The sequence below is a fragment of the Micromonospora sp. NPDC049204 genome, from assembly GCF_040647935.1.
Taxonomy (GTDB): domain Bacteria; phylum Actinomycetota; class Actinomycetes; order Mycobacteriales; family Micromonosporaceae; genus Micromonospora.
Genome location: NZ_JBEZDC010000002.1, coordinates 175,739 through 195,163, shown reverse-complemented (window position 1 = coordinate 195,163; position 19,425 = coordinate 175,739). Strand labels below are relative to the sequence as shown.

Annotated in this window: 24 protein-coding genes; 9 read left to right on the top strand and 15 right to left on the bottom strand. The window is 71.4% G+C overall.

Annotation, left to right across the window (positions count from 1 at the left end; all coding sequences use genetic code 11):
* Positions 1-49: 49 nt before the first annotated feature.
* The gene (locus AB0A90_RS03855; protein ID WP_357241199.1) at positions 50-913 is read left to right on the top strand and encodes an oxygenase MpaB family protein; all 864 of its coding nucleotides are present in this window, start codon (positions 50-52) and stop codon (positions 911-913) included.
* Between the two features lie 21 nt (positions 914-934).
* On the opposite strand, the gene AB0A90_RS03850 is transcribed toward AB0A90_RS03855, so the two are convergent.
* The 11 genes from AB0A90_RS03850 to AB0A90_RS03800 form a co-directional block, all read right to left on the bottom strand.
* The gene (locus AB0A90_RS03850; RefSeq protein ID WP_357241196.1) at positions 935-1,855 is read right to left on the bottom strand and encodes a PD-(D/E)XK nuclease family protein; all 921 of its coding nucleotides are present in this window, start codon (positions 1,853-1,855) and stop codon (positions 935-937) included.
* 44 nt (positions 1,856-1,899) lie between these two features.
* Entirely contained in the window at positions 1,900-2,514 is a 615-nt protein-coding gene (locus AB0A90_RS03845; protein ID WP_357241193.1) for a MarC family protein, read from the bottom strand.
* A gap of 41 nt (positions 2,515-2,555) precedes the next feature.
* Positions 2,556-3,428, bottom strand: coding sequence for a PHP domain-containing protein (locus AB0A90_RS03840; RefSeq protein WP_357241190.1), 873 nt, complete (start codon positions 3,426-3,428; stop codon positions 2,556-2,558).
* A gap of 61 nt (positions 3,429-3,489) precedes the next feature.
* On the bottom strand, positions 3,490-4,749 hold the full coding sequence (locus tag AB0A90_RS03835) for a hypothetical protein (RefSeq protein WP_357241187.1): 1,260 nt from the start codon (positions 4,747-4,749) through the stop codon (positions 3,490-3,492).
* Positions 4,746-5,528: a SigE family RNA polymerase sigma factor gene (locus AB0A90_RS03830; protein ID WP_357241184.1), complete on the bottom strand. Its 783-nt coding sequence runs from the start codon at positions 5,526-5,528 to the stop codon at positions 4,746-4,748. Before AB0A90_RS03830 ends, AB0A90_RS03835 begins: the two co-directional genes overlap by 4 nt.
* 103 nt (positions 5,529-5,631) lie before the next feature.
* The gene (locus AB0A90_RS03825) at positions 5,632-6,507 is read right to left on the bottom strand and encodes a PH domain-containing protein (RefSeq protein WP_357241182.1); all 876 of its coding nucleotides are present in this window, start codon (positions 6,505-6,507) and stop codon (positions 5,632-5,634) included.
* Positions 6,508-6,513: 6 nt separating this feature from the next.
* Positions 6,514-6,672, bottom strand: coding sequence for a hypothetical protein (locus AB0A90_RS03820; RefSeq protein WP_007455302.1), 159 nt, complete (start codon positions 6,670-6,672; stop codon positions 6,514-6,516).
* A 116-nt stretch (positions 6,673-6,788) separates the two neighbouring features.
* The gene (locus AB0A90_RS03815; RefSeq protein ID WP_357241179.1) at positions 6,789-7,466 is read right to left on the bottom strand and encodes a DUF6758 family protein; all 678 of its coding nucleotides are present in this window, start codon (positions 7,464-7,466) and stop codon (positions 6,789-6,791) included.
* A gap of 79 nt (positions 7,467-7,545) precedes the next feature.
* A complete protein-coding gene (locus AB0A90_RS03810; protein ID WP_357241176.1) occupies positions 7,546-8,169 on the bottom strand; it encodes an RNA methyltransferase in 624 nt (207 codons plus the stop codon).
* Positions 8,170-8,220: 51 nt separating this feature from the next.
* Entirely contained in the window at positions 8,221-8,736 is a 516-nt protein-coding gene (locus AB0A90_RS03805) for a hypothetical protein (protein WP_357241173.1), read from the bottom strand.
* 117 nt (positions 8,737-8,853) lie between these two features.
* Positions 8,854-9,369: a MaoC family dehydratase gene (locus AB0A90_RS03800; protein ID WP_357241170.1), complete on the bottom strand. Its 516-nt coding sequence runs from the start codon at positions 9,367-9,369 to the stop codon at positions 8,854-8,856.
* 547 nt (positions 9,370-9,916) lie between these two features.
* On the opposite strand from AB0A90_RS03800, the gene trxA reads away from it, so the two are divergent.
* The 3 genes from trxA (at position 9,917) to AB0A90_RS03785 (ending at position 11,821) form a co-directional block, all read left to right on the top strand.
* Positions 9,917-10,279 (top strand): thioredoxin, encoded by a 363-nt coding sequence (trxA, locus tag AB0A90_RS03795; RefSeq protein ID WP_074316526.1) that lies wholly within the window; start codon positions 9,917-9,919, stop codon positions 10,277-10,279.
* Positions 10,280-10,427: 148 nt separating this feature from the next.
* Positions 10,428-10,868, top strand: a complete 441-nt coding sequence (locus AB0A90_RS03790; RefSeq protein WP_357241166.1) for a hypothetical protein — start codon at positions 10,428-10,430, stop codon at positions 10,866-10,868.
* A complete protein-coding gene (locus AB0A90_RS03785; protein WP_357241163.1) occupies positions 10,865-11,821 on the top strand; it encodes an HTTM domain-containing protein in 957 nt (318 codons plus the stop codon). Before AB0A90_RS03790 ends, AB0A90_RS03785 begins: the two co-directional genes overlap by 4 nt.
* Here AB0A90_RS03785 and AB0A90_RS03780 read toward each other — a convergent pair.
* Entirely contained in the window at positions 11,785-12,204 is a 420-nt protein-coding gene (locus tag AB0A90_RS03780; protein ID WP_357241161.1) for a DUF393 domain-containing protein, read from the bottom strand. The two genes, AB0A90_RS03785 and AB0A90_RS03780, sit on opposite strands and share 37 nt — an antisense overlap.
* Before the next feature lie 93 nt (positions 12,205-12,297).
* Between AB0A90_RS03780 and AB0A90_RS03775 the strand changes: the two genes are divergently transcribed.
* Positions 12,298-13,344, top strand: a complete 1,047-nt coding sequence (locus AB0A90_RS03775) for an Rv2578c family radical SAM protein (RefSeq protein ID WP_357241158.1) — start codon at positions 12,298-12,300, stop codon at positions 13,342-13,344.
* A gap of 20 nt (positions 13,345-13,364) precedes the next feature.
* A complete protein-coding gene (locus AB0A90_RS03770; RefSeq protein ID WP_357241155.1) occupies positions 13,365-13,772 on the top strand; it encodes a CoA-binding protein in 408 nt (135 codons plus the stop codon).
* A gap of 206 nt (positions 13,773-13,978) precedes the next feature.
* Here AB0A90_RS03770 and AB0A90_RS03765 read toward each other — a convergent pair whose 3' ends face one another.
* The gene (locus tag AB0A90_RS03765) at positions 13,979-15,175 is read right to left on the bottom strand and encodes an acyl-CoA dehydrogenase family protein (RefSeq protein WP_357242348.1); all 1,197 of its coding nucleotides are present in this window, start codon (positions 15,173-15,175) and stop codon (positions 13,979-13,981) included.
* 178 nt (positions 15,176-15,353) lie between these two features.
* On the opposite strand from AB0A90_RS03765, the gene AB0A90_RS03760 reads away from it, so the two are divergent.
* On the top strand, positions 15,354-15,893 hold the full coding sequence (locus AB0A90_RS03760; RefSeq protein ID WP_357241152.1) for a DUF4190 domain-containing protein: 540 nt from the start codon (positions 15,354-15,356) through the stop codon (positions 15,891-15,893).
* A 13-nt stretch (positions 15,894-15,906) separates the two neighbouring features.
* Here AB0A90_RS03760 and AB0A90_RS03755 read toward each other — a convergent pair whose 3' ends face one another.
* Entirely contained in the window at positions 15,907-16,812 is a 906-nt protein-coding gene (locus AB0A90_RS03755) for an SDR family NAD(P)-dependent oxidoreductase (RefSeq protein ID WP_357241149.1), read from the bottom strand.
* Positions 16,813-16,930: 118 nt separating this feature from the next.
* Here AB0A90_RS03755 and AB0A90_RS03750 point away from each other — a divergent pair, with 118 nt between their 5' ends.
* A complete protein-coding gene (locus tag AB0A90_RS03750; RefSeq protein ID WP_357241146.1) occupies positions 16,931-17,449 on the top strand; it encodes a DUF4190 domain-containing protein in 519 nt (172 codons plus the stop codon).
* Between the two features lie 76 nt (positions 17,450-17,525).
* Here AB0A90_RS03750 and AB0A90_RS03745 read toward each other — a convergent pair whose 3' ends face one another.
* Positions 17,526-18,482 (bottom strand): CoA ester lyase, encoded by a 957-nt coding sequence (locus AB0A90_RS03745; RefSeq protein ID WP_357241143.1) that lies wholly within the window; start codon positions 18,480-18,482, stop codon positions 17,526-17,528.
* Between the two features lie 118 nt (positions 18,483-18,600).
* On the opposite strand from AB0A90_RS03745, the gene AB0A90_RS03740 reads away from it, so the two are divergent.
* Positions 18,601-19,422, top strand: coding sequence for an SDR family NAD(P)-dependent oxidoreductase (locus AB0A90_RS03740; RefSeq protein ID WP_357242345.1), 822 nt, complete (start codon positions 18,601-18,603; stop codon positions 19,420-19,422).
* Positions 19,423-19,425: the final 3 nt, after the last annotated feature.

The window sequence follows — 19,425 nt, the reverse complement described above, 5'->3', positions numbered from 1 at the left end:
CGACGGGACGTGTCCGACGGGGTCGGCCCGAGCGTGGCACTCTTGGGCGGTGGACTCCGATGACCTCGGCCTCTTCGGTCCAGGTTCGGTCACGTGGAAGGTGCACGAGGAGCCGATCCTGATCGTCGCCGGCCTGCGCTCGCTCTACCTCCAGGCGTTGCACCCTCGGGCGATGGCCGGGGTCGCGCAGAACAGCAACTACCGCACCGACGCGTGGGGCCGCCTGGTCCGCACCGCCACCTATGTCGCAACCACCGTCTACGGGACCACCGCGGAGGCGGAGGCGGCCGGAGCACGGCTGCGCCGACTGCACGACCGGCTGCGGGCCACCGACCTGCGCACCGGCGCGGAGTTCCGGATCGACGAGCCGGACCTGCTGCGCTGGGTGCATGTCACCGAGGTGGAGTCGTTCCTCAGCACGGCCCGGCGGGCCGGGCTGCCGCTGAGCGACGACGAGGTGGACGGCTACTACACCGAGCAGCGCCGATCCGCCGAGCTGGTCGGTCTGGACCCGGCCACCGTGCCGGGCACCGCGGCCGAGGTCGAGGACTACTACCGCGACGTACGGCCGGAGCTGCGGATGACCCGCGAGGCCGCCGAGACGGCGATCTTCCTCACCGCTCCGCCGCTGCCGTGGAAGCTCAGCCTGCCGGCCCGGTTGGGGCTCACCCTCGGCCCGCCCCGCTGGGCGTACCTGGGGATTGCCGGCACCGCCTTCGCACTGCTGCCGGCCTGGGCGCGCCGGATGTACGGCGGGCTCGGTCTGCCGACCACCGCGGTGTCGGCGGACCTGACCGTGCGCGCGCTGCGGCTCGCGTTCGCCGCCGTGCCCCGTCGTTACCTGGAGGGGCCGTTGATCCAGGCCGCCAAGGAGCGGGCCGCGCGTCACGCCGCCAGCCAACTGGCCGGCTGACCCGGCCGCCGCCACCCGAGGTCAGCCGTCGACGTGCCGGTCCATGGCCGCCCACGGCTCCTTGCCCGGCACCTGCGCGCCCGTTGGGCAGTGCCGCCGGAAGTCGCACCAGCCGCAGCGCGGGCCGGGCGCCACCGGGAACGCCTCGTCCGCGTCGGCGCCGTCGGCGACCGCCCGTTCGGCGGCCATGATGTCGCGGGCCGTCTCCTCCGCGCGGGTCAACTGCCGGGCCAGTGACTCGACGGTGTGGTCGTGGCCGGCGACCGTGCCGGTCGGCAGGTGGTGCAACTCCACCCGACGGCACGGCTTGCGGAACACCCGCTCGGCCGCGTACGCGTAGAGCGCCAACGCCTGCGAACCCCGGGCGTCGTCGGTGTCCAGGCCGGTGCGACCGGTCTTGTAGTCGACGATGACCAGCTCGGGCCCATCCGGCCCGGGTCGTGAGTCGATCCGGTCGGTGCGGCCGTTGAACGCCAGCACGGCGGTCTTGACCGCCACCACCCGCTCCACACCGAGCGGGTCCGAGTCGGCGTCAAGCGTCTCGACGTACGCCTCCAACCAGCCCAAGGCCCGTCGGTAGGCGGCCCGCTCCTGCTCGTCGTCGCGGTAACCCTCGCGGACCCAGGTGCCCTTGAGCAGGGTGGCCAGGGCTTCGGGGCGACGCCGGTCGGCGGGCAGCGCATACCAGTTTTTCAGGGCGGTGTGCACGCTGGCGCCGAGCGAGTTGTGCGCCCACGGCGGGCCCTTGGGCGGGGCCGGCCGGTCGACGTAGGAGTAGCGGTAGCGGCGCGGGCAGTCCGCGTACGCGCCGAGCTTGCTCGGGGTGCAGACGAACAGGCGCTCCGGCATGCCCTCGAAGCCAAGCTGCTCGGCATCGCCGGCGCGCTGTCGGGGAGCCCGGCCACCGGCCGCCGGCCGTCCCGCTGAGGAGGATCGTCGCACGCCTGCGATCCTGCCACCCACCCCCGACACCGTGCGGGAGCCGGTCAGGTCATGTTCACGTACTGGGTGACGAAGGCGAACACCGCGTCGGCGATGAGCTGCACGGCGATCGCGGCCAGCAGCAGGCCGGCGATCCTGGTCAGCACCTCGATCCCGCCCGGCCGGAGGATCTTCACGATGCCGCCGGAGAAGCGGAGGACGATCCACACCGCGAGCATCACGGCGAGGATCGCCAGGGCGATGGCCGTGAAGTCGCCGAACCCGTCGGCCTGCTGGACGAAGAGCATGGTCGCCACGATGGCGCCCGGACCGGCCAGCAGCGGGGTGCCCAGCGGCACCAGGGCGATGTTCGAGGTGGCGTCCGCGCTCGGGCCGTCGGTCTTCCCGGTGAGCAGTTCGAGTGCGACGAGCACGAGCAGCAGCCCACCGGCCGCCTGCAACGCCGGTAGGTCCACGTGCAGGTAGTCCAGCAGGGTCTGCCCCGCCACCGCGAAGACCACGATCACGCCCAACGCCAGCGTGACGGCCTGCCAGGCGGCCCGGTTACGGTCCCGGGCGGGCAGCGGGCCGGTCAACGCCAGGAAGATCGGCATCATGCCCGGCGGGTCGGTGATCACCAGCAGAGTCACGAAGACCTCGCCGAACAGCTTCAGATCCACGTGATCAACCTAGCCGCGCCAGAGTGGGCAAAATACTCGGATCAGCCCGAAGCGACCTCGGTCACCCCGGCGGCGACGATCCGCTCGTACGCATCGACGCTCGTGGTGAAGGCACCGAGCTGGACGGCTTTGTGGGTGCCATGGAAATCCGACGAACCGGTGACGAACAGCCCCAACTCGGCGGCGAGCGCTCGCACGTGCTCCCGTTCGGCGGGGCTGTGGTCCTCATGGTCGGCCTCGAGCCCGGCCAGCCCCGCGGCGGCCAGCTCGGCGATCAACTCGTCGGGCACCACCCGACCGCGCCGAGTGGCCCGGGGATGGGCGAAGACCGGCACGCCGCCCGCCGACCGGACCAGGTGGATCGCCCGGAACACGTCGATGTCGTCCTTGGGCAGCCGGTAGCGCTCGCCCAGCCAGTCCGGGCCGAACGCCTCCCGGGTGCTGCTGACCAGGCCGGCCCGGATCAGCGCCTGCGCGATGTGCGGGCGGCCGACGGTGCCGCCGCCGGCACCGGCCAGGATGTCCGGCCAGCTCACGTCGATGCCGTCGGCCCGCAGCAGCCCGACGATCCGTTCGCCGCGCTCCTCCCGGGCGGCTCGCACCCGGCCCAGCTCGGCCACCAGTTCCGGGTGGTCCGGGTCGAACAGGTACGCGAGCAGGTGCAGCGGCACCGCCGGCCGGGTGCCGGACCATCGACACGACAGCTCCGCCCCCCGAATCAGGCGTAGTCCCGGTGGCAACGCCCGCACGGCCGGCGCCCAGCCGGCGGTGGTGTCGTGGTCGGTGATCGCCAGCACGTCCAGCCCCGCCTCGGCGGCAGCCCGAACCAGCTCAGCCGGGGGCAGCGTGCCGTCGCTGGCCGTCGAGTGGGTGTGCAGGTCGATACGCGGGGCGGAGCCGGTACGCGAGGTCACCGTCCGACGCTACCGAGGAACAACCGAGCCCGGTTCACGGAGGTCACCTCGATCGGTCGGGTCAGAGGCCGGCCACCAGGACCGGCCGGTCCCCGGCCGGCACGCCGGAGACCGCGGCGGGGCTCGCGGGTTTCCCGGCCCGAACCCGAGCGATGTCGACCTGGACCAGCGCGCCGGCGGCGTCGAGGTAGGAGGCGTGGGACTCGTCGGCCCAGACGATCGAACCGGTGATCGGTGGCCCGGCCGAGACGGCTGTCGGGTTCGACCCGAGCCGCCGCAGGTCGACCAGCAGCGCCCGGCTGGTCTTGCCGACCCGCCCGTTCACCAGCAGCCACCGCCCGTCGGCGGAGATTCCGCCGACGCCGTCCTGGCTGAGCTCCGGCCCGCAGCCGGTCTCGACGGGGCGCAGGTGACGGGTCGGGTCGAGCACGGCCAGGCACGTCCGACCCGGGTCGGTGGAGATCTGCCCGACGAGCCGCCCGTCGGGCAGCCCACCGTAGAAGTTGAGGGTTTCCTGGTTGACGGCCTCGGTCAACGGCCCCGCGCCGGGTCGCCAGAGGGTGTGGCCGGCGTCCGCCGGGTCGGGTCGGACCAGCACACTGTCGCCGACGAACCGGACGGGCACCGCGCCGGCGGGCGCCACGGTACGCGCCGCACCGATCAATTGACCGCCGACCACCCCCGCCACCAGCAGATCGCTGCCGTCCCGCCAGGCGACCTGGCGGCTGTCCGGGGCCAGCACGATCGAACCCGCTCCGGCCAGCAGCACCTGCACCAGGCCGTCGTTCTGCACCACCCGGAGGGAGCGGCCCGCGGTGGTCCGCGTACTGACCACCAGCCAACCGCCGCCACCGGGCAGGAGTTGGGCGCTTTCGGCCGACCCGACGTCGGGCAGCACCAGCCGTCGGCCGTCGGGGCTGACAAGCGTCTCGGCCCCGAGCAGGGCCGCTGACGGTCCGGGCGAGGGATCGGTGCCGGAAGCGCTGGCTGTCGGGATCGGCCGACCGGACAGGTCCGGGTCACCGATCACCACGATGGGTGAACCCTCGCGGCCGGTCTCGGCCCCGAGTTGTGCCATGCCGGCGCTGAGCAGGACGGTGGCGACCGCCCCGATGGCCAGGCCGGCCGCGGTACGCCGCCGCCGGATCCGGTTCGCGCGGCGGATGGCCTGGCCTGCCGGGTCGACGCCCTGTGGGCGGGCGAGGGCGACCTGGCGCGAGAGGGTCTCCCGCACCGCACCTTCCAGCTCGTCCGGCCGCACCTGGTAAGAACGCCGCGGGCCGTCCGTCCGGTTGTCGGGCTGGCCCGGCAATGCGCTCACTGCTGCTCCCCGGGGCCAGTGCCGACTGGCACGGGCGCCGGGGCGGAGGGGAGCACGACCTGCGGGCCGATCGGCTGCGGCGCGGCCGGGCGGGGAGTGGCCGGGCGGGGCTCGGGGCGGCCGGCCGACTGGCGCGCTCTGCGCGCGGCCGCGGCACCGGCGGTCGGGACCGGTCCGGTCGGGGCGCTCGAGCCGCCGGACCGGCCGGCCGCGGCGGCCGACCCGCCGGCGGCACCGGCAGCGGCCGGCCGACCGGCAGCACCGGCTGCGGCGGTCAGGTCCGGCGTGTCGGCGCCCATCCGACGGCGCAGCGTGGCCAGCGCCCGGGACGACTGACTCTTCACCGTGCCCGGTGAGATGTTCAGCATCGCGGCGGTCTGCGCCTCCGACAGGTCCTCGTAGTAGCGGAGCACCAGCACCGCCCGCTGCCGGGTGGGCAACTCGCGGAGGTGCCGCCAGAGCAGGTCCCGGTCGAGTTGCTGCGAGATCTCGTCGACACCGGCGCGTTCCGGCAACACCTCGGTGGGGCGTTCGCCGTGCCAGCGTCGCCGCCACCAACTGGTCGACGTGTTGACCATCACGCGTCGGGCGTACGACTCGACGGCCTCGATCCCCCCGAGCCGCTTCCAGGCGAGGTAGGTCTTGGTCAGCGCGGTCTGCAGCAGATCCTCGGCCGTGGCCCAGTCGCCGGTGAGCAGATAGGCGGTGCGGAGGAGCGCGGCGGAGCGGGCCGCGACGAACTCGCGGAACTGCTCCTCCAACGGATCCCTGCTCGCCACCGCCCACCTCCACACCCCAGCCGTCCTGGCAGAGTGCCACGTCAGAGGCGTACTGGTCCATGGCGAAAGGTGCGCACTTGCTCCGATGTTCGGTCGGAAACCTTCACGCCCCGTCGTCGGCCTTGGCCTCGTCGGCCTCCTTGCCGAGCCGAGCCTCGACTGCCTGCGGCTCGTACATCTCCTCGACCACACGCAGGTAGAGCTCGTTCGGGTTGGGCAGATTCTTGACCTCGCGGAGCGCCTGTTCCTGGCCGGCGGACTCCAGCACGAAGGTGCCGTAGTTGAGGGCGCGCCCCGTCGGCGTCTGCTCGTACTTCATGTCGGTGACCCGGACCAGCGGCATCATCGCCACCTTGCGGGTGACGATGCCGTTGACCACCATGACCCGCTTGTTGGTCAGGATGAAACGGTCATACCACCAGTCGGCGACCTTCCACGCCACCCACCCCATCACCGCGAACCAGAGCAGCACGGCGATGGTGGTCAGCGCGCCCACGTCGTTGCCGGCGAGGAAGCCGGAGAGGTAGCCGAGCACGAAGGTCGCCGCGACGCCGATGAGGAGCGGGTTGGTGAGGTGGATCCAGTGCCGCTTCCACTCACCCCGGTAGCGCTCGGTGGGGAAGAGGTAGCGGGCGACCAGCGAGCTGGGCTCGTCCTCCAGGGGCAGCACCCGTCGAGGAGTCGCGCCCGTCGCGTCGGCGCGCAACCCGGCCAGCTCGTCCTCGGAGATCTGCGGCTGCTGGTAGCCGGCCTCCGGGTCCCGGATCCACGCTCGACCCGAACGACCCTGGCCGGCGTAGCCGGGCCCGTCGCCATAGCCGACGTCGTCCGAAAGGGACGGACCGTCGGACAGGCCGGGACCGGCCCCGTAGTCCGGGCCGTCATCAGGCCCGATCCGTGGGATCGGCTCAGTGTCTCGCTCGCGACGTTCCCGGTCGGGGTCGTCCGGGTCGAAGGGTGGACCGGAAGGGCTGCCCATCGGCGGTTAAGCGACGAGGCTGGTGAAGAAGTCGCCGAACCCCTGGGCGATATCCATGATCCCGCCGCCGAGCGACTTGAACACATCCGCCGCCGAGTTTGGCCGGTAGGCGACGAAGAAGATCAAGAATGCGATTCCGGCCCAGGTGAGGACCTTCTTGACCATGGCGGGCCATCCTCTCGCGCGGCGCCGGGTCCCATTACCGCAGCGGCACCCAGAGTATCAGTGTGGTGTCGTACAGTGAAGATCTGCGTCCGTTCTCCGTCAACCCGGAAAGCTTGTCAAGCCCTCCCGGGTAGGTACGGGGACGGTGCGCCGTACACGAGCTCGGGCGGAGTCCACTCGGTCAGGTCGTGTAACACGACGTCTTCCGCGAGGAGATGACCCGCACTCGCCGGCCAGGCTATCGCATGGAGCCACATTCCCCGAGCTTCGCCGGCGTACGCGCTTCGATCCGTCGGAGAATTAACCAACCACAGTGGAGTCGGATGGCCGCCGACCTTGATCTTCGCCTGTCCGACGTGGTCGGGGTGACCTGGCCCCGGGTCGGTCAGCGCGCCGACCAACTCCGGCCCCGGGTCCGGGCCGGCCAGCCCGGCGAGTCGGGTACCCAGGCCCACACCGGGTTCCTCGGCCACGAAGACGAGATCCGCCGGACCACCGCCGAGTGGCGCCGGACCGGCGCAGGCCACCGCGGTCGCCCGCACTCCCGTCCGCTCGTCCCCGGCGTACGCCACGCCGGTGAGTGTCCAACCGGGGGGCAGCGGCCACGGGCACCACAACGGCGTCACCGGTGGATCGCCGGTCGCGGTGATCTGCTCCACCACGCTCGCCACGATCTCCGCTCCGATGTGCTCGGGCACGTGCAACGGCGGCACCGGGCCACAGCGCACGCACCTCGAGTCGGTGTGCATCAGATCCGGCGCCCGTACCGGGCCCCCGCATCTCGGACAACTCACCGCGACACTCACATCCCCACCGTCTCCCCGGACCGCCGGCACGTCAAGCCGGAACGTCCGATTCGGCACCGTACGTGGGTCAGTCCGGCGGCGCGCCGGCGTGCGCACGGATCCAGGCGTGCATCGCGATACCGCTGGCCACGCCCGCGTTGATCGACCTCGTCGAGCCGTACTGGGCGATCGAGTAGAGCTGGTCGCACGCGGCGCGGGCCGGCGCGGAGAGGCCGGGCCCCTCCTGACCGAACAGCAGCACACAGTGCCGGGGCAGGGTGCCGGTCTCCAGCGGGAGCGAGCCGGGCAGGTTGTCGATGCCGAACACCGGCAGTCGCCGATCGGCCGCCCAGGCGACGAACTCCTCGATCGTCTCGTGGTGTCGCACGTGCTGGTAGCGATCGGTCACCATGGCGCCGCGCCGGTTCCACCGGCGCCGCCCGACGATGTGCACCTCGGCGGCGTTGAACGCGTTGGCGTTGCGGACCACCGTGCCGATGTTGAAGTCGTGCTGCCAGTTCTCGATCGCGACGTGGAAGCCGTGCCGGTGCCGGTCCAGGTCGGCGACGATCGCCTCGTGCCGCCAGTAGCGGTAGCGGTCGACGACGTTGCGCCGATCCCCCTCGGCCAGCAACTGCGGGTCGTAGCGAGGGTCGTCCGGTGGGTCCCCCGGCCAGGGGCCCACGCCCACCTCAAGCTGGTCGTCGGTCACGATCACCAGAGGGTACGGACCGTGCCGGCGCTCGGCGCGACGGCCTGCCGGTCAGCCCAGACCGAGCGCGGCACCGAGTCGGTCCAGGAAGCGCCGGTCCGCCGGGGTGGCGGGCTGGTCCACGCGGCGTTCGCCGGGGCCGGGCACCGCGCGGCAGACCCGGGCCGCGACCGACTGCACCCACTGGCGGTACGCGGCCGAGTCGGCGGGGTCGGCGCGCCGCCCGAGGACGCGACTCGCCGCCCGACAGGCGGCCAGCAGGTCCACCAGGTCGGCGAGGCGTTCGACCGGCGGCGACGTGCCGTCGTGCCGGGCGTAGATGGCGGCGACCACCGCACGGACCAGGTCGCTGTCGGAGGCCCGGCCCGCGGCCACGGCGTCCAGGCCGGTCAGACCCGCCAGCACTCCTCGATCCGGGCGACCGGGGCGGGGCGCCGCGGTGGCCACGAGAACGCGACCGGGCAGGCTGATGAGCAGATCCCACTCGGCGGCGGAGTAGACAGCGGTGGTCAGGGGTGCGGCTCGACGGCCGGCAGAGGGCGGCTCTCCGGCGACGGAGTGGCTCATCGGAACCTCCGGCGTCAGCATATGTCCCCCGCGACCCGGACAGCGCCCCTTCGCCACACAACCCGCTGACGGGTGAGCTGGGCCGGAGTACGGGCGGCGGTCGGCCCGCCGCGCCGCTCAGCGTGGCTCGGGGAAGCTGGGCCGCTCCGGATCCACTCCCTCGGGGGCGGCGGCGGCCGCGTACTCCCGCTTGGGGACCATGACCTTGCGCCGGAAGACGCAGACCATCGTGCCGTCCTGGTTGTATCCGCGGGTCTCCACCGACACCACGCCCCGGTCGGGCTTGGAGCCGGACTCACGCTTGTCCAGCACGGTGGTCTCGCCGTAGATGGTGTCGCCGTGGAAGGTCGGCGCGACGTGCCGCAGCGACTCGACCTCGAGGTTGGCGATCGCCTTCCCACTCACGTCCGGCACCGACATGCCGAGCAGCAGGGAGTAGATGTAGTTGCCCACCACGACGTTGCGCTTGAACTGGCTGGCTGTCGCGGCGTAGTGCGCGTCCAGGTGCAGCGGGTGGTGGTTCATGGTGAGCAGGCAGAAGAGGTGGTCGTCGTACTCGGTCACGGTCTTGCCCGGCCAGTGCCGGTAGACCGCGCCGACCTCGAACTCCTCGTAGTAGCGGCCGAACTGCATCCTGGTCCCCTTCGACGGGCGGCGATGGAGTTCGGCACAGCATGCCTTACCGGTGGTTAAGGAAACTGCCCGGGAGCGACCACGGCGGAAATGTCACACCGGTCACCCACAAGGGGGGAGACGCAATGAGCGGCGGGGCCCTCCCCGGCACCCGCCGCCCACGCTCTGATGGGGAGAATTCTGCCCTACGGATGCGTAGGTCCGACAGAGACTGAGGTCACATTTATCTTTTTGTAACACTACTCTCAGTGATGGACCGAGAGTTGATCAGCGATCTCCGCAGGCCGGATACCTCCTCGTCAGGCACCAAGTTACCGATTCGTAGCGGGCAGGCGGGTGGATCTCCCTGGAACCGCTCCCATCACCGCAGGTCACGCAAGTGCGTCATGCATTTGCGTTCCGCAGATCGAGATGAACAGACGTGGGTCGATGACCCGCAGCGCCCCCCGGCAGGCCGCGCACGTTTCGGGCCGGACCGCCCGGGAATTCGATACGGTCAGCCCTGGTTCTACGGGACGTAGACAAACCGCGGTGATCGGAGAGTGCAATGGCAACCGTTGAGCTGACCTCGGCGAACTTCGACGAGGTGACCGGCAACGACGGCATCGTCCTGGTCGACTTCTGGGCCGACTGGTGTGGTCCGTGCAAGCGGTTCGCCCCGGTCTACGAGCGCTCCTCGGAGAAGCACCAGAACATCGTCTTCGGCAAGGTCGACACGGAGGCTCAGCAGGAGCTGGGCGCCAAGTTCGACATCCGGTCGATCCCGACGATCATGGCGATCCGCGACGGCGTGATCGTCTTCGCCCAGCCGGGCGCCCTTCCGGAGTCCGCCCTCGAAAACCTGATCGAGCAGGTCGAGGCACTGGACATGGACGACGTCCGTAAGCAGCTGGCCGAGCACAAGCACTGAGTCGTCTCCACGACGGCATCCGAAGGCCGGGCCCCGGCAGGGGGTCCGGCCTTCGTCGTGCCCCCTTCGTGATCAGCTGCCCGGGCAGGCCCACCTGACCGTCGGAGGGACCCGAGGCGGCCGGTACATCCCGTATCGTCACGACCTGATGGAGACCCTGACCACCCGCGGGCGCGTGACCCGGCTGGGCGCGACCGCACTCGTTCTCGTCCTGCTGCTGGCCGGCACCTTCTGGGGCAGCGACGACGACTTCCCGTTCGGCCCGTTCCGGATGTACTCCACCTCCAACCCGCCGAACGCACCCGCGCCGGACACCCGCGTCGAGGGGGTGACCAGCACGGGCGCCGTGGTCGACCTCGACCAGAACGCGACAGGCATCCGCCGCGCCGAGATCGAGGGGCAGCAGGACCGGTACGCCGCCGACCCGGCGCTGCTCGCCGAGGTCGCCGACGCGTACGCCGAACGCCACCCGGATGCCGCCGCGCTCGTCGAGATCCGCATCGTCATCCGCTGGCACGGCATCCGTGCCGGCCGGCCGACCGGCAAGCACACCGACGAGACCGTGGTCCGCTGGCAGGCTCCCCGATGAGCCGCTGGCTGACCGAGGCCGTGCCGCGCGGTCGCATCGCCGCGTTCCGGACCGTGATCTACCTCTTCGTCGCCGCCGACCTGGTGTTCTTCACCCCCTGGGTGCGCACCCGGGTCAGCGTGCCCGGCGAGCTGTACCAGCCGCTGCTGGTCGGCCGCCTGCTCCCACTACCGACGCCGACCCCGGCGCTGGTGGCGGTCATCTTCTGGGCACTGCTGCTCCTCGCGCTCCTCGCCGCGACCGGGCGCGCGCCCCGACTGCTCGGTTGGGCGGTCTGCGCGCTGTACCTGGAGTGGATGATCATCGCGATGAGCTACGGGAAGGTCGACCACGACCGGATCGGGCTGCTCGTCGCACTGGCCGTCCTGCCCACCGCCGGTCGAGCCCGCCACGGCGACACCACCCACACCGAGGCCGGCGGGTGGGCGCTGCGCGTCACCCAGCTCGCGGTGATCTGCACGTACTTCCTGGCCGCCTTTGCCAAGCTGCGCTTCGGCGGCCTGGACTGGCTGACCGGCTCGGTGCTGGCTCGCGCGATCATCCGGCGCGGCACCGACCTGGCCGACCTCATCGCCCAGGTGCCGCACCTGCTGATCGTCGCCCAGTTCGGCATCGTCGCGTTCGAACTGCTCAGCCCGGTGGTCTTCCTGCTGCCGGCCCGCTGGCGGCTCGCCATGGTCGGCTTCTTCTACTCGTTCCACGTCGTCACCATCGCGACCATCACGATCTCGTTCGCGCCGCACCTGGCCGCGATGACCAGTTTCCTGCCGCTGGAGCGGGTCCGCCCGGTGGTCTGGGCCCGCCGGCTCGCTGGCCGGGACACCCCCGGATCGACCTCGACGGACGTCGACACCGCATCGCCGCCGCCTGACCAGGAGCGGGTCGGCGCCAGCACGGACCGGACACCGCTCGGCGATCAGGCCCCGGTGGTCGGACGTCCGGCCGGACCGTAGAGCCGCTCGCGCGCCTCCTGCGGCAGCGAGCACGCCGCCGTGCCGCCCGGCAGGCGGTGCCGGTTGCGCGCCACCCAGCGGTACACCGGCCAAGCCGCCGCGCGCACCGGCGGGAACCGCAGGCCCGCCCCGGCCATCCGCCAGACCGGGCCGCTGTCGGCGAGCAGCTTCGCGATGGCATCCGGACCGGCGGCACGTACGCCGTCCGCCCCCACCCACTGCACGGCCTCCTCACACTCGGCCACGGTGAGACCGAGCGCGTCCAGGTCGGAGAACTGCCAGGGCACCACCCGCGCGCCCGTGGGAATCCGGCGAGCGATGAACTCGGCGCACTGCGTGCAGAACGCGCAGTCCCCGTCGTAGACGAAGGTCGACGTCTCCATACCGTCCATCCTCCCCTCTCCGACCACCCGAACGACCACCGGTGTACGGCGGGTCACTTGCACTCCACTCGTACGCGTGTTCGAATAGTGGCCATGCGCTGGGACAACCTCACCGCTCCCCCGGTTGAGGGAGACCCCGAGCGGGCAGCGCCAGCGACACCACCCCTGCCGCTGGCGCTGCCCGGCGCCGTCGCCCGCACCTTCGACACTCCCGAGTTCGCCGGGATGACCTTCTACGAGGTGCAGGCCAAGTCGATCCTCAATCGGGTGCCCGGGCAGTCCCGCGTCCCGTTCGAGTGGACAATCAACCCATATCGGGGCTGTTCCCACGCCTGTGTTTACTGTTTCGCGAGAAATACTCACACTTATTTGGATCTCGACGCCGGTGCGGACTTCGACCGGAAGGTGATCGTCAAGGTCAACGCCGGTGAGCTGGTCCGACGGGAGTTGGGCGGGCCGAAGTGGCGGGGCGCGCACGTGGCGATGGGCACCAACGTGGACTGCTACCAGCGGGCCGAGGGTCGCTACCGGCTGATGCCGCAGATCATCGCGGCCCTGCGGGAGTTCGCCAACCCGTTCTCGATCCTCACCAAGGGCACGCTGATCCTGCGCGACCTGCCCCTGCTGCGGCAGGCCGCCGAGGTCACCACCGTGGGCATCTCCTTCTCGGTGGGGTTCGTCGACGAGCAGCTCTGGCGTTCCGTCGAGCCGGGCACGCCGCATCCTCGCCGCCGGCTGGACGCGGTCCGGGCGCTCACCGACGCCGGCTTCTCCGTCGGGGTGCTGATGGCCCCGATCCTGCCCGGCCTCAGCGACAGCGACGAGTCGATCGACGCCACCGTGTCGGCGATCGCCGCGGCCGGTGCGACGAGCGTGACCGCCCTGCCCCTGCACCTGCGTTCCGGTGCCCGGGAGTGGTACGCGCACTGGCTCGCCCGGGAGCACCCGCACCTCGTGCCCCGCTATCGCGAGCTCTACCGGGCCGGCGCGTACGCCCCACAGGCCTACCAGCGGGAGTTGACCGCGCGGGTGCGGATCGCGTCCCGCCGGCACGGGCTGCACCGCGGGGAGCGGGGCGACAACCGCAGCCTGCCCGAGCCACCCGCAGCGCCGGCCTCCGAACAGCTCACCCTGCTCTAGGGCAGAGCTACAGTCGGCGGGTGCGTACCGCTTCGCAGATCCTCGCCGACTCCGCCGTGATCGCCGTCGTGGGCGCGTCCCGCGACCCGTTGAAGGCCGCGCACGGCGTGCCGTTGCAGATGCAGCGGTACGGCTGGCGCATCATCCCAGTCAACCCGACGGTCGACGAACTGTTCGGGGAGCGGGCGTACAAGTCGCTTGCCGACATCCCGCATCCGGTCGACCTGGTGGACGTGTTCCGGCCGGCGGCCGACGCCGTGCAGGTGGTTCGGGACGCGGCGGCGATCGGCGCCCCGGCGGTCTGGCTGCAACTGGGCATCGTCTCGGCCGAGGCGCGGCGGATCGCCGAGGAGGCCGGCATGGACTACGTCGAGGACCGCTGCCTGATCGTCGAGCGAGCCGCCGCCAACCTGACCCGCCTGACCTGACCCCACCCCGCTCCCGGTGGTCGGCGGCAGGGACACCGTGCCCGCCGGCGCGGACGACCTCGGCGGGGAGCGTGATGCCGGTGAGTCATATTGATGCCTCACAGTCATCACGCTCTTGACCGACGACGGCGCTGGACGTCCGAGCGGAGGGTGTCGGCGGCGGGCAGAGCGACCAGACGACCGGCGACCGGATCAGCAGGCGCGGGTCAGAGCTTGTACTCCTTGAGCAGGCCGCGGGAGATGATGGTCTTCTGGATCTCCGAGGTGCCCTCGCCGATGAGCAGGAACGGGGCCTCCCGCATCAGCCGCTCGATCTCGTACTCCTTGGAGTAGCCGTAGCCGCCGTGGATGCGGAACGCCTCCTGGACGACCTCGGCGCAGTATTCGGAGGCGAGCAGCTTGGCCATCCCGGCCTCGACGTCGTTGCGCTGGCCGGCGTCCTTGAGACGGGCGGCGTTGACCATGAGGGCGTGCGCGGCCTCGATCTTCGTGCCCATTTCGGCGAGCTTGAAGGCGATCGCCTGGTGCTTGGCGAGCGGCTGGCCGAACGTCTTGCGCTGCTGGGCGTAGCTGACCGCCAGTTCGAAGGCGCGGATGGAGATGCCGCAGGCGCGGGCGGCCACGTTGACCCGGCCCACCTCGATGCCGTCCATCATCTGGTAGAAGCCTCGGCCGACCTGGTCGGCGCCGCCGAGGATCGCGGAGTCGGGCACGGTCACCCCGTCGAGGATCATCTCGGTGGTCTCGACGCCCTTGTAGCCCATCTTCTCGATCTTGCCGGGGATGGTGAGGCCGGGGGCCGTCTCGCCGAAGCCCGGCTCCTTCTCCAGCAGGAACGTGCTCATGTTGCCGTAGACGGAGTCCGCGCCGGTGTCGGTCTTGACCAGGGTGGCCACCACCGAGGAGTACGCGCCGTTGGTCAGCCACATCTTCTGGCCGTTGAGCACGTAGTTGTCGCCCTCCCGTACGGCCCGGCTCTTGATCGCCGCGACGTCGGAGCCGGTCTCCGGCTCGGACATGGAGAACGCGCCGCGCACCTCGCCGGTGGCCATCCTCGGCAGCAGTCGGGCCTTCTGCTCGGCGGAGCCGTGCTGGGAGATCAGGTACGCCACGATGAAGTGGGTGTTGACGATGCCGGAGATCGACATCCAGCCCCGGGACAACTGCTCCACCACCAGCGCGTAGGTGAGCAGTGATTCGCCGAGCCCGCCGTACTCCTCGTCGATGGTGAGGCCGAACAGGCCCATCTCGCGCATGCCGTCGAGGATGTCGGTGGGGTACTCGTCGGCGTGCTCCAGCCGCTGCGCGTGCGGGATGATCTCCTTGTCGGCGAACTCCCGGACGGTCTCCAGGATCGACGTCTGCACATCGGTCAGGCCGGGCGTCTGGGCGAGTCGGGCCATCTCAGCCTCCGGGGATCCGCGCACTACTCGTGGGTAACTGAACGCTGGGTCAGTATCGGCCTCCCGCACCGACGAGGCCAAGGTGACCAGTCCACACAACCGCTGTGAAAAGGTTCACCGCTACGGGTAGCGTCCGGCAAGAGGGACTTTTCCGGCACCGGCAGGAGGAGGACAGCGCGTGAGCCACCCGCCGCCGTCGGGACCACCAGCAGACGAGCAACCGCCGTCACCCTACGAGCCACCCCGGGACCAGTCGCCGTACGCGCCGCCGCCGGCCGGCCAGTCGCCGTACGCGCCGCAGCCGGACCAGCCGGCGTTCGAGCTGCCGACGGAACGCTCACCGTACGGGCCGCCAGCCGACGAACCATCGCCGTACGGGCAGCAGGGGCCGCACCAGTCGGGGCACTGGGGTCAGCAGCCGCCGTACCCCCCGCAGGGCCCCTACGCCCAGTACGGCCCGCCGCCGTCCGGACCGGGTCGGGGCACCAACGTGCTGGCGATCCTGTCGCTGGTCTTCGCCTTCGTCTTTCCGCCGGCCGGCGCCGTGCTCGGTCACGTCGCGAAGCGGCAGATCCGCACCAGCGGCGAGGAGGGCGACCAGCTCGCCACCTGGGGGCTGATCCTCGGGTACGTGTTCACCGGGCTCACCGTGCTGGCCTGCTGTGGCTGGCTGGCCCTGGTGGCTCTCGGTAACACCGGCGACAGCGGGGGCTACTGACCCGCCGCGCCGGTCAGCGGAACCGGGCCTCGCGGACGCTGTTGCCGCCGTCCACCACGAGCATCTGACCGGTGATGTACGAGGCGGCCGGCGAGCAGAGGAAGCTGATCGCGGCGGCGACCTCGTCCGGAGTGCCCGGTCGACCCACCGGCGTGCCCAGCCCCTGCTTGATCTCGGCCATCGTGGACGCCGCAGTGTAGATGGTGCCGGGCGCCACCGCGTTGACGGTCACCCCGTCCGCGATCATCTCCATGGCCAGCGCCCGGGTCAGCCCGACGACCCCGGCCTTCGCCGCCGCGTACGCGGCCTCGGTGGGTAGGGCGTTGACCGGGCCGGCCGTGGCCGACAGGTTGACGATCCGGCCCCAGCCCCGCTCGGCCATCCCGCCGATGAACGCCCGACTGCACAGGAACGCGGTGGACAGGTTGCGGTCGATCTCGCCGCGCCACTCGTCGTAGGTCAGCTGGGCGACCGGTCGCAGCACCCCCTGGCTGGCTCGACTGGCCAGGCCGGCGTTGTTGACCAGCACCTCGACGTCGCCCAACTGCTCGGCGACCGCGTCGGCCAGCGCGCCGACCTCGGACTCGTCGGTGAGGTCCGCGACGAATCCGGTCACCCCCAGCTCGGTCGCCCGCTCGTGGATGCGCCGGGTGGTGGAGACGATGGCCACGCGCGCGCCCAGGTCGGCGAGGCGCCGGGCGGTGGCGTACCCGATGCCGTCCGGGCTGCCCGCCCCGGTCACCAGGGCGACCCGCCCGTCGAGGCGCATGGTCACCGGGTCGGCGAGCGCGACCGGCTCATCCGGGCCCGGGCTGCCCGCCGGCGTGGCCGCGCGGGCGCGCCGGGCCCCACCCGGGCGGCTGACGTCCCGTCTGGGTCGGCTGCCGGAACGGTCCGCGGCGCGCGCGTCGAATGCCATGCCAGGATCCTGCCCGTTAGGACCGGTCCGAGCAACGCGGCACCCGGTAGTGGGGGCAACGGGTTTGGTCACCCCTGGCTACCCTGACGGCGCACCCGACCTGACGGAGAGAGCTCGCATGACCAATCCCCCGCCGCCCGGCAACTGGTCCGACCCCACGTGGTCGGCCCAGCCGTCGAGCCACGCACCGGATCCGACCCTCGTGGCCGGTCAGCCGGTGCCCGCCCAACCCGGCCCTGCCGACCCGTACGCGCCGGTCGACCCGTACGCCGGGGGCCAGCCGCCGTTCGGTGAGCCGATGAAGGGTTACGCACCGCCGGCCTACGGCCCACCCGGTTATCCCCCGCAGTACCCCGGCTACGGCTACCCGCAGAAGACCAACGGGATGGCGATCGCGGCGCTGGTGCTCGCGCTCGTCGGCATCGCGTCCTGCATCACCGCGCCGGTCGGCGCGATCCTCGGGCACGTGGCGCAGAAACAGATCCGGCTCAGCGGCGAGGGCGGTGCGGGGATGGCGAAGGCCGCCATCATCGTCGGGTGGATCCTCACCGGGCTGCTCGGGCTGCTGATCCTCTTCTACGTTGGCGCGATCATCCTCGCGGTCACCACGGGCGCGAGCAGCGACAGCAGCTACTGACCGACGGGCGGGATCGACGTACCGCCGACTGTCGGGCCGGACCGACGGCCGGCGGCGGTCGTCCCGGCCCGACCGGTCATTCGGCCGGTGGGGTGAACGACGAGGTTCGGCTCATCCCGGCGGCCCGGCCCTTGGCGGCGATGACGAGCGCCATCTTGCGGGAGGCCTCGTCGATCATCTCGTCGCCGAGCATCACCGCGCCCAGCTTGCCGCCGGCCTCGGAGGTGTAGTGGTCGTACGCGTCGAGGATCAGCTCGGCGTGGTCGTAGTCGGCCTGCGCCGGCTGGTAGACCTCGTTGGCGGCGTCGATCTGACCCGGGTGCAGCACCCACTTGCCGTCGAAGCCCAGCGCCGCCGAGCGCTTGGCCACCGCGCGGAACGCGTCGACGTCCCGGATCTGCAGGAACGGGCCGTCGATGGCCTGCTTGTCGTGCATCCGGGCGGCCATCAGGATCCGCATCAGGATGTAGTGGTACGGGTCGCCCGGATAGTCGGGGATCAGGCCGCCGACCACCATCGACTTCATGTTGATGGACGCCATGAAGTCGGCCGGGCCGAAGATGATGGTCTCCACGCGCGGCGAGGCGGCGGCGATCGCGTCCACGTTCACCAGACCGGCGGCGTTCTCGATCTGCGCCTCGATGCCGATCCGGCCGACCTCCAGGCCGAGCGTCTTCTCGATCTGGGTGAGCAGCAGGTCCAGCCAGTGCACCTGCTCGGCGGTCTGCACCTTCGGCAGCATGACGCAGTCCAGGTTCGCGCCGGCGCCCTCGACGACCTCGATGACGTCCCGGTAGGTCCACGGGGTGGTCAGGTCGTTGACCCGCACGACCCGGGTCTTGCCGGCCCAGTCGCCCTCGTTGAGCGCGGCCACGATGTTCTTGCGCGCGTCCGGCTTGGCCAGTGGGGCGACGGCGTCCTCCAGGTCCAGGAAGACCTGGTCGGCGGGCAGCCCCTGTGCCTTGCCGAGCATCTTGACGCTGGAACCCGGCACGGCGAGGCACGACCGGCGGGGACGACCGACTGCGGCCATGGATGCGCTCCTTCCAGCGTCCGGCGGGCACGCCGACGCCACCCACGAAAACTTAACGATCCTAAAGGGCGTTGTGACGCCACGGTAACCTCGCGCCATGACCGGGGTGAATGGACCTGTGGAAGATCTCACTGGGCGTCGACTGGTGGTGGTGACCGGGGCCAGCTCCGGCATCGGCCTGGCCGCCGCCGTGCACCTGGCGTGCCGGGGTGACCGGGTGGTGCTGGTCGGGCGGGACCCGGCCCGCCTGCAGGCCGCAGCCGTTCGGGTACGGGAGGCCTCCGGCGAGCGTCCGGAGCTGTTCCGGGCCGACTTCGCCAGCCTCGACGACGTGCGCCGACTGGCCGAGCAACTCCGGGCCGCGTACGACCGGATCGACGTGCTCGCCAACAACGCCGGCGCGATCGCGTTGCAACCCCTGCGCACCGTCGACGGCTTCGAGATGTCGATCCAGGCCAACCACCTCGCCCCGTTCCTGCTGACCAACCTGCTCGCCGACCGGTTGGGCCGGATCGTGGTGACCGCCTCCGGCGCACACCGATTCGGCGCACTCGACCCGGACGACCTGAACGCCCCGCTGCGCGGCTACCGCTCGATGGGCGCGTACGGCACCAGCAAGCAGGCGAACGTCCTGTTCGCCGCCGAGGCGGCGCGGCGCTGGCCGGACGTTCCCGCGTACAGCTTCCACCCCGGGGTGGTGCGCACCCGGTTCGCGAACGACAGCAGGTTGGTGGCGTTCGGCATGCGGATCATTCCGTTCCGCAGCCCGGAGAAGGCCGCCGAAACCCTGGTCTGGCTGGCCGGTCAGGACCGTTCCCGACTCGTCGACGGCGCCTACTACATCGACCGTCGGGTGCGTCGCCCGTACCGGAAGGCAGCCGATCCACACCTGGCCGCCCGGCTGTGGGAGGCCAGCGCCAAGGCCGTCGGTCTCGACTGACGT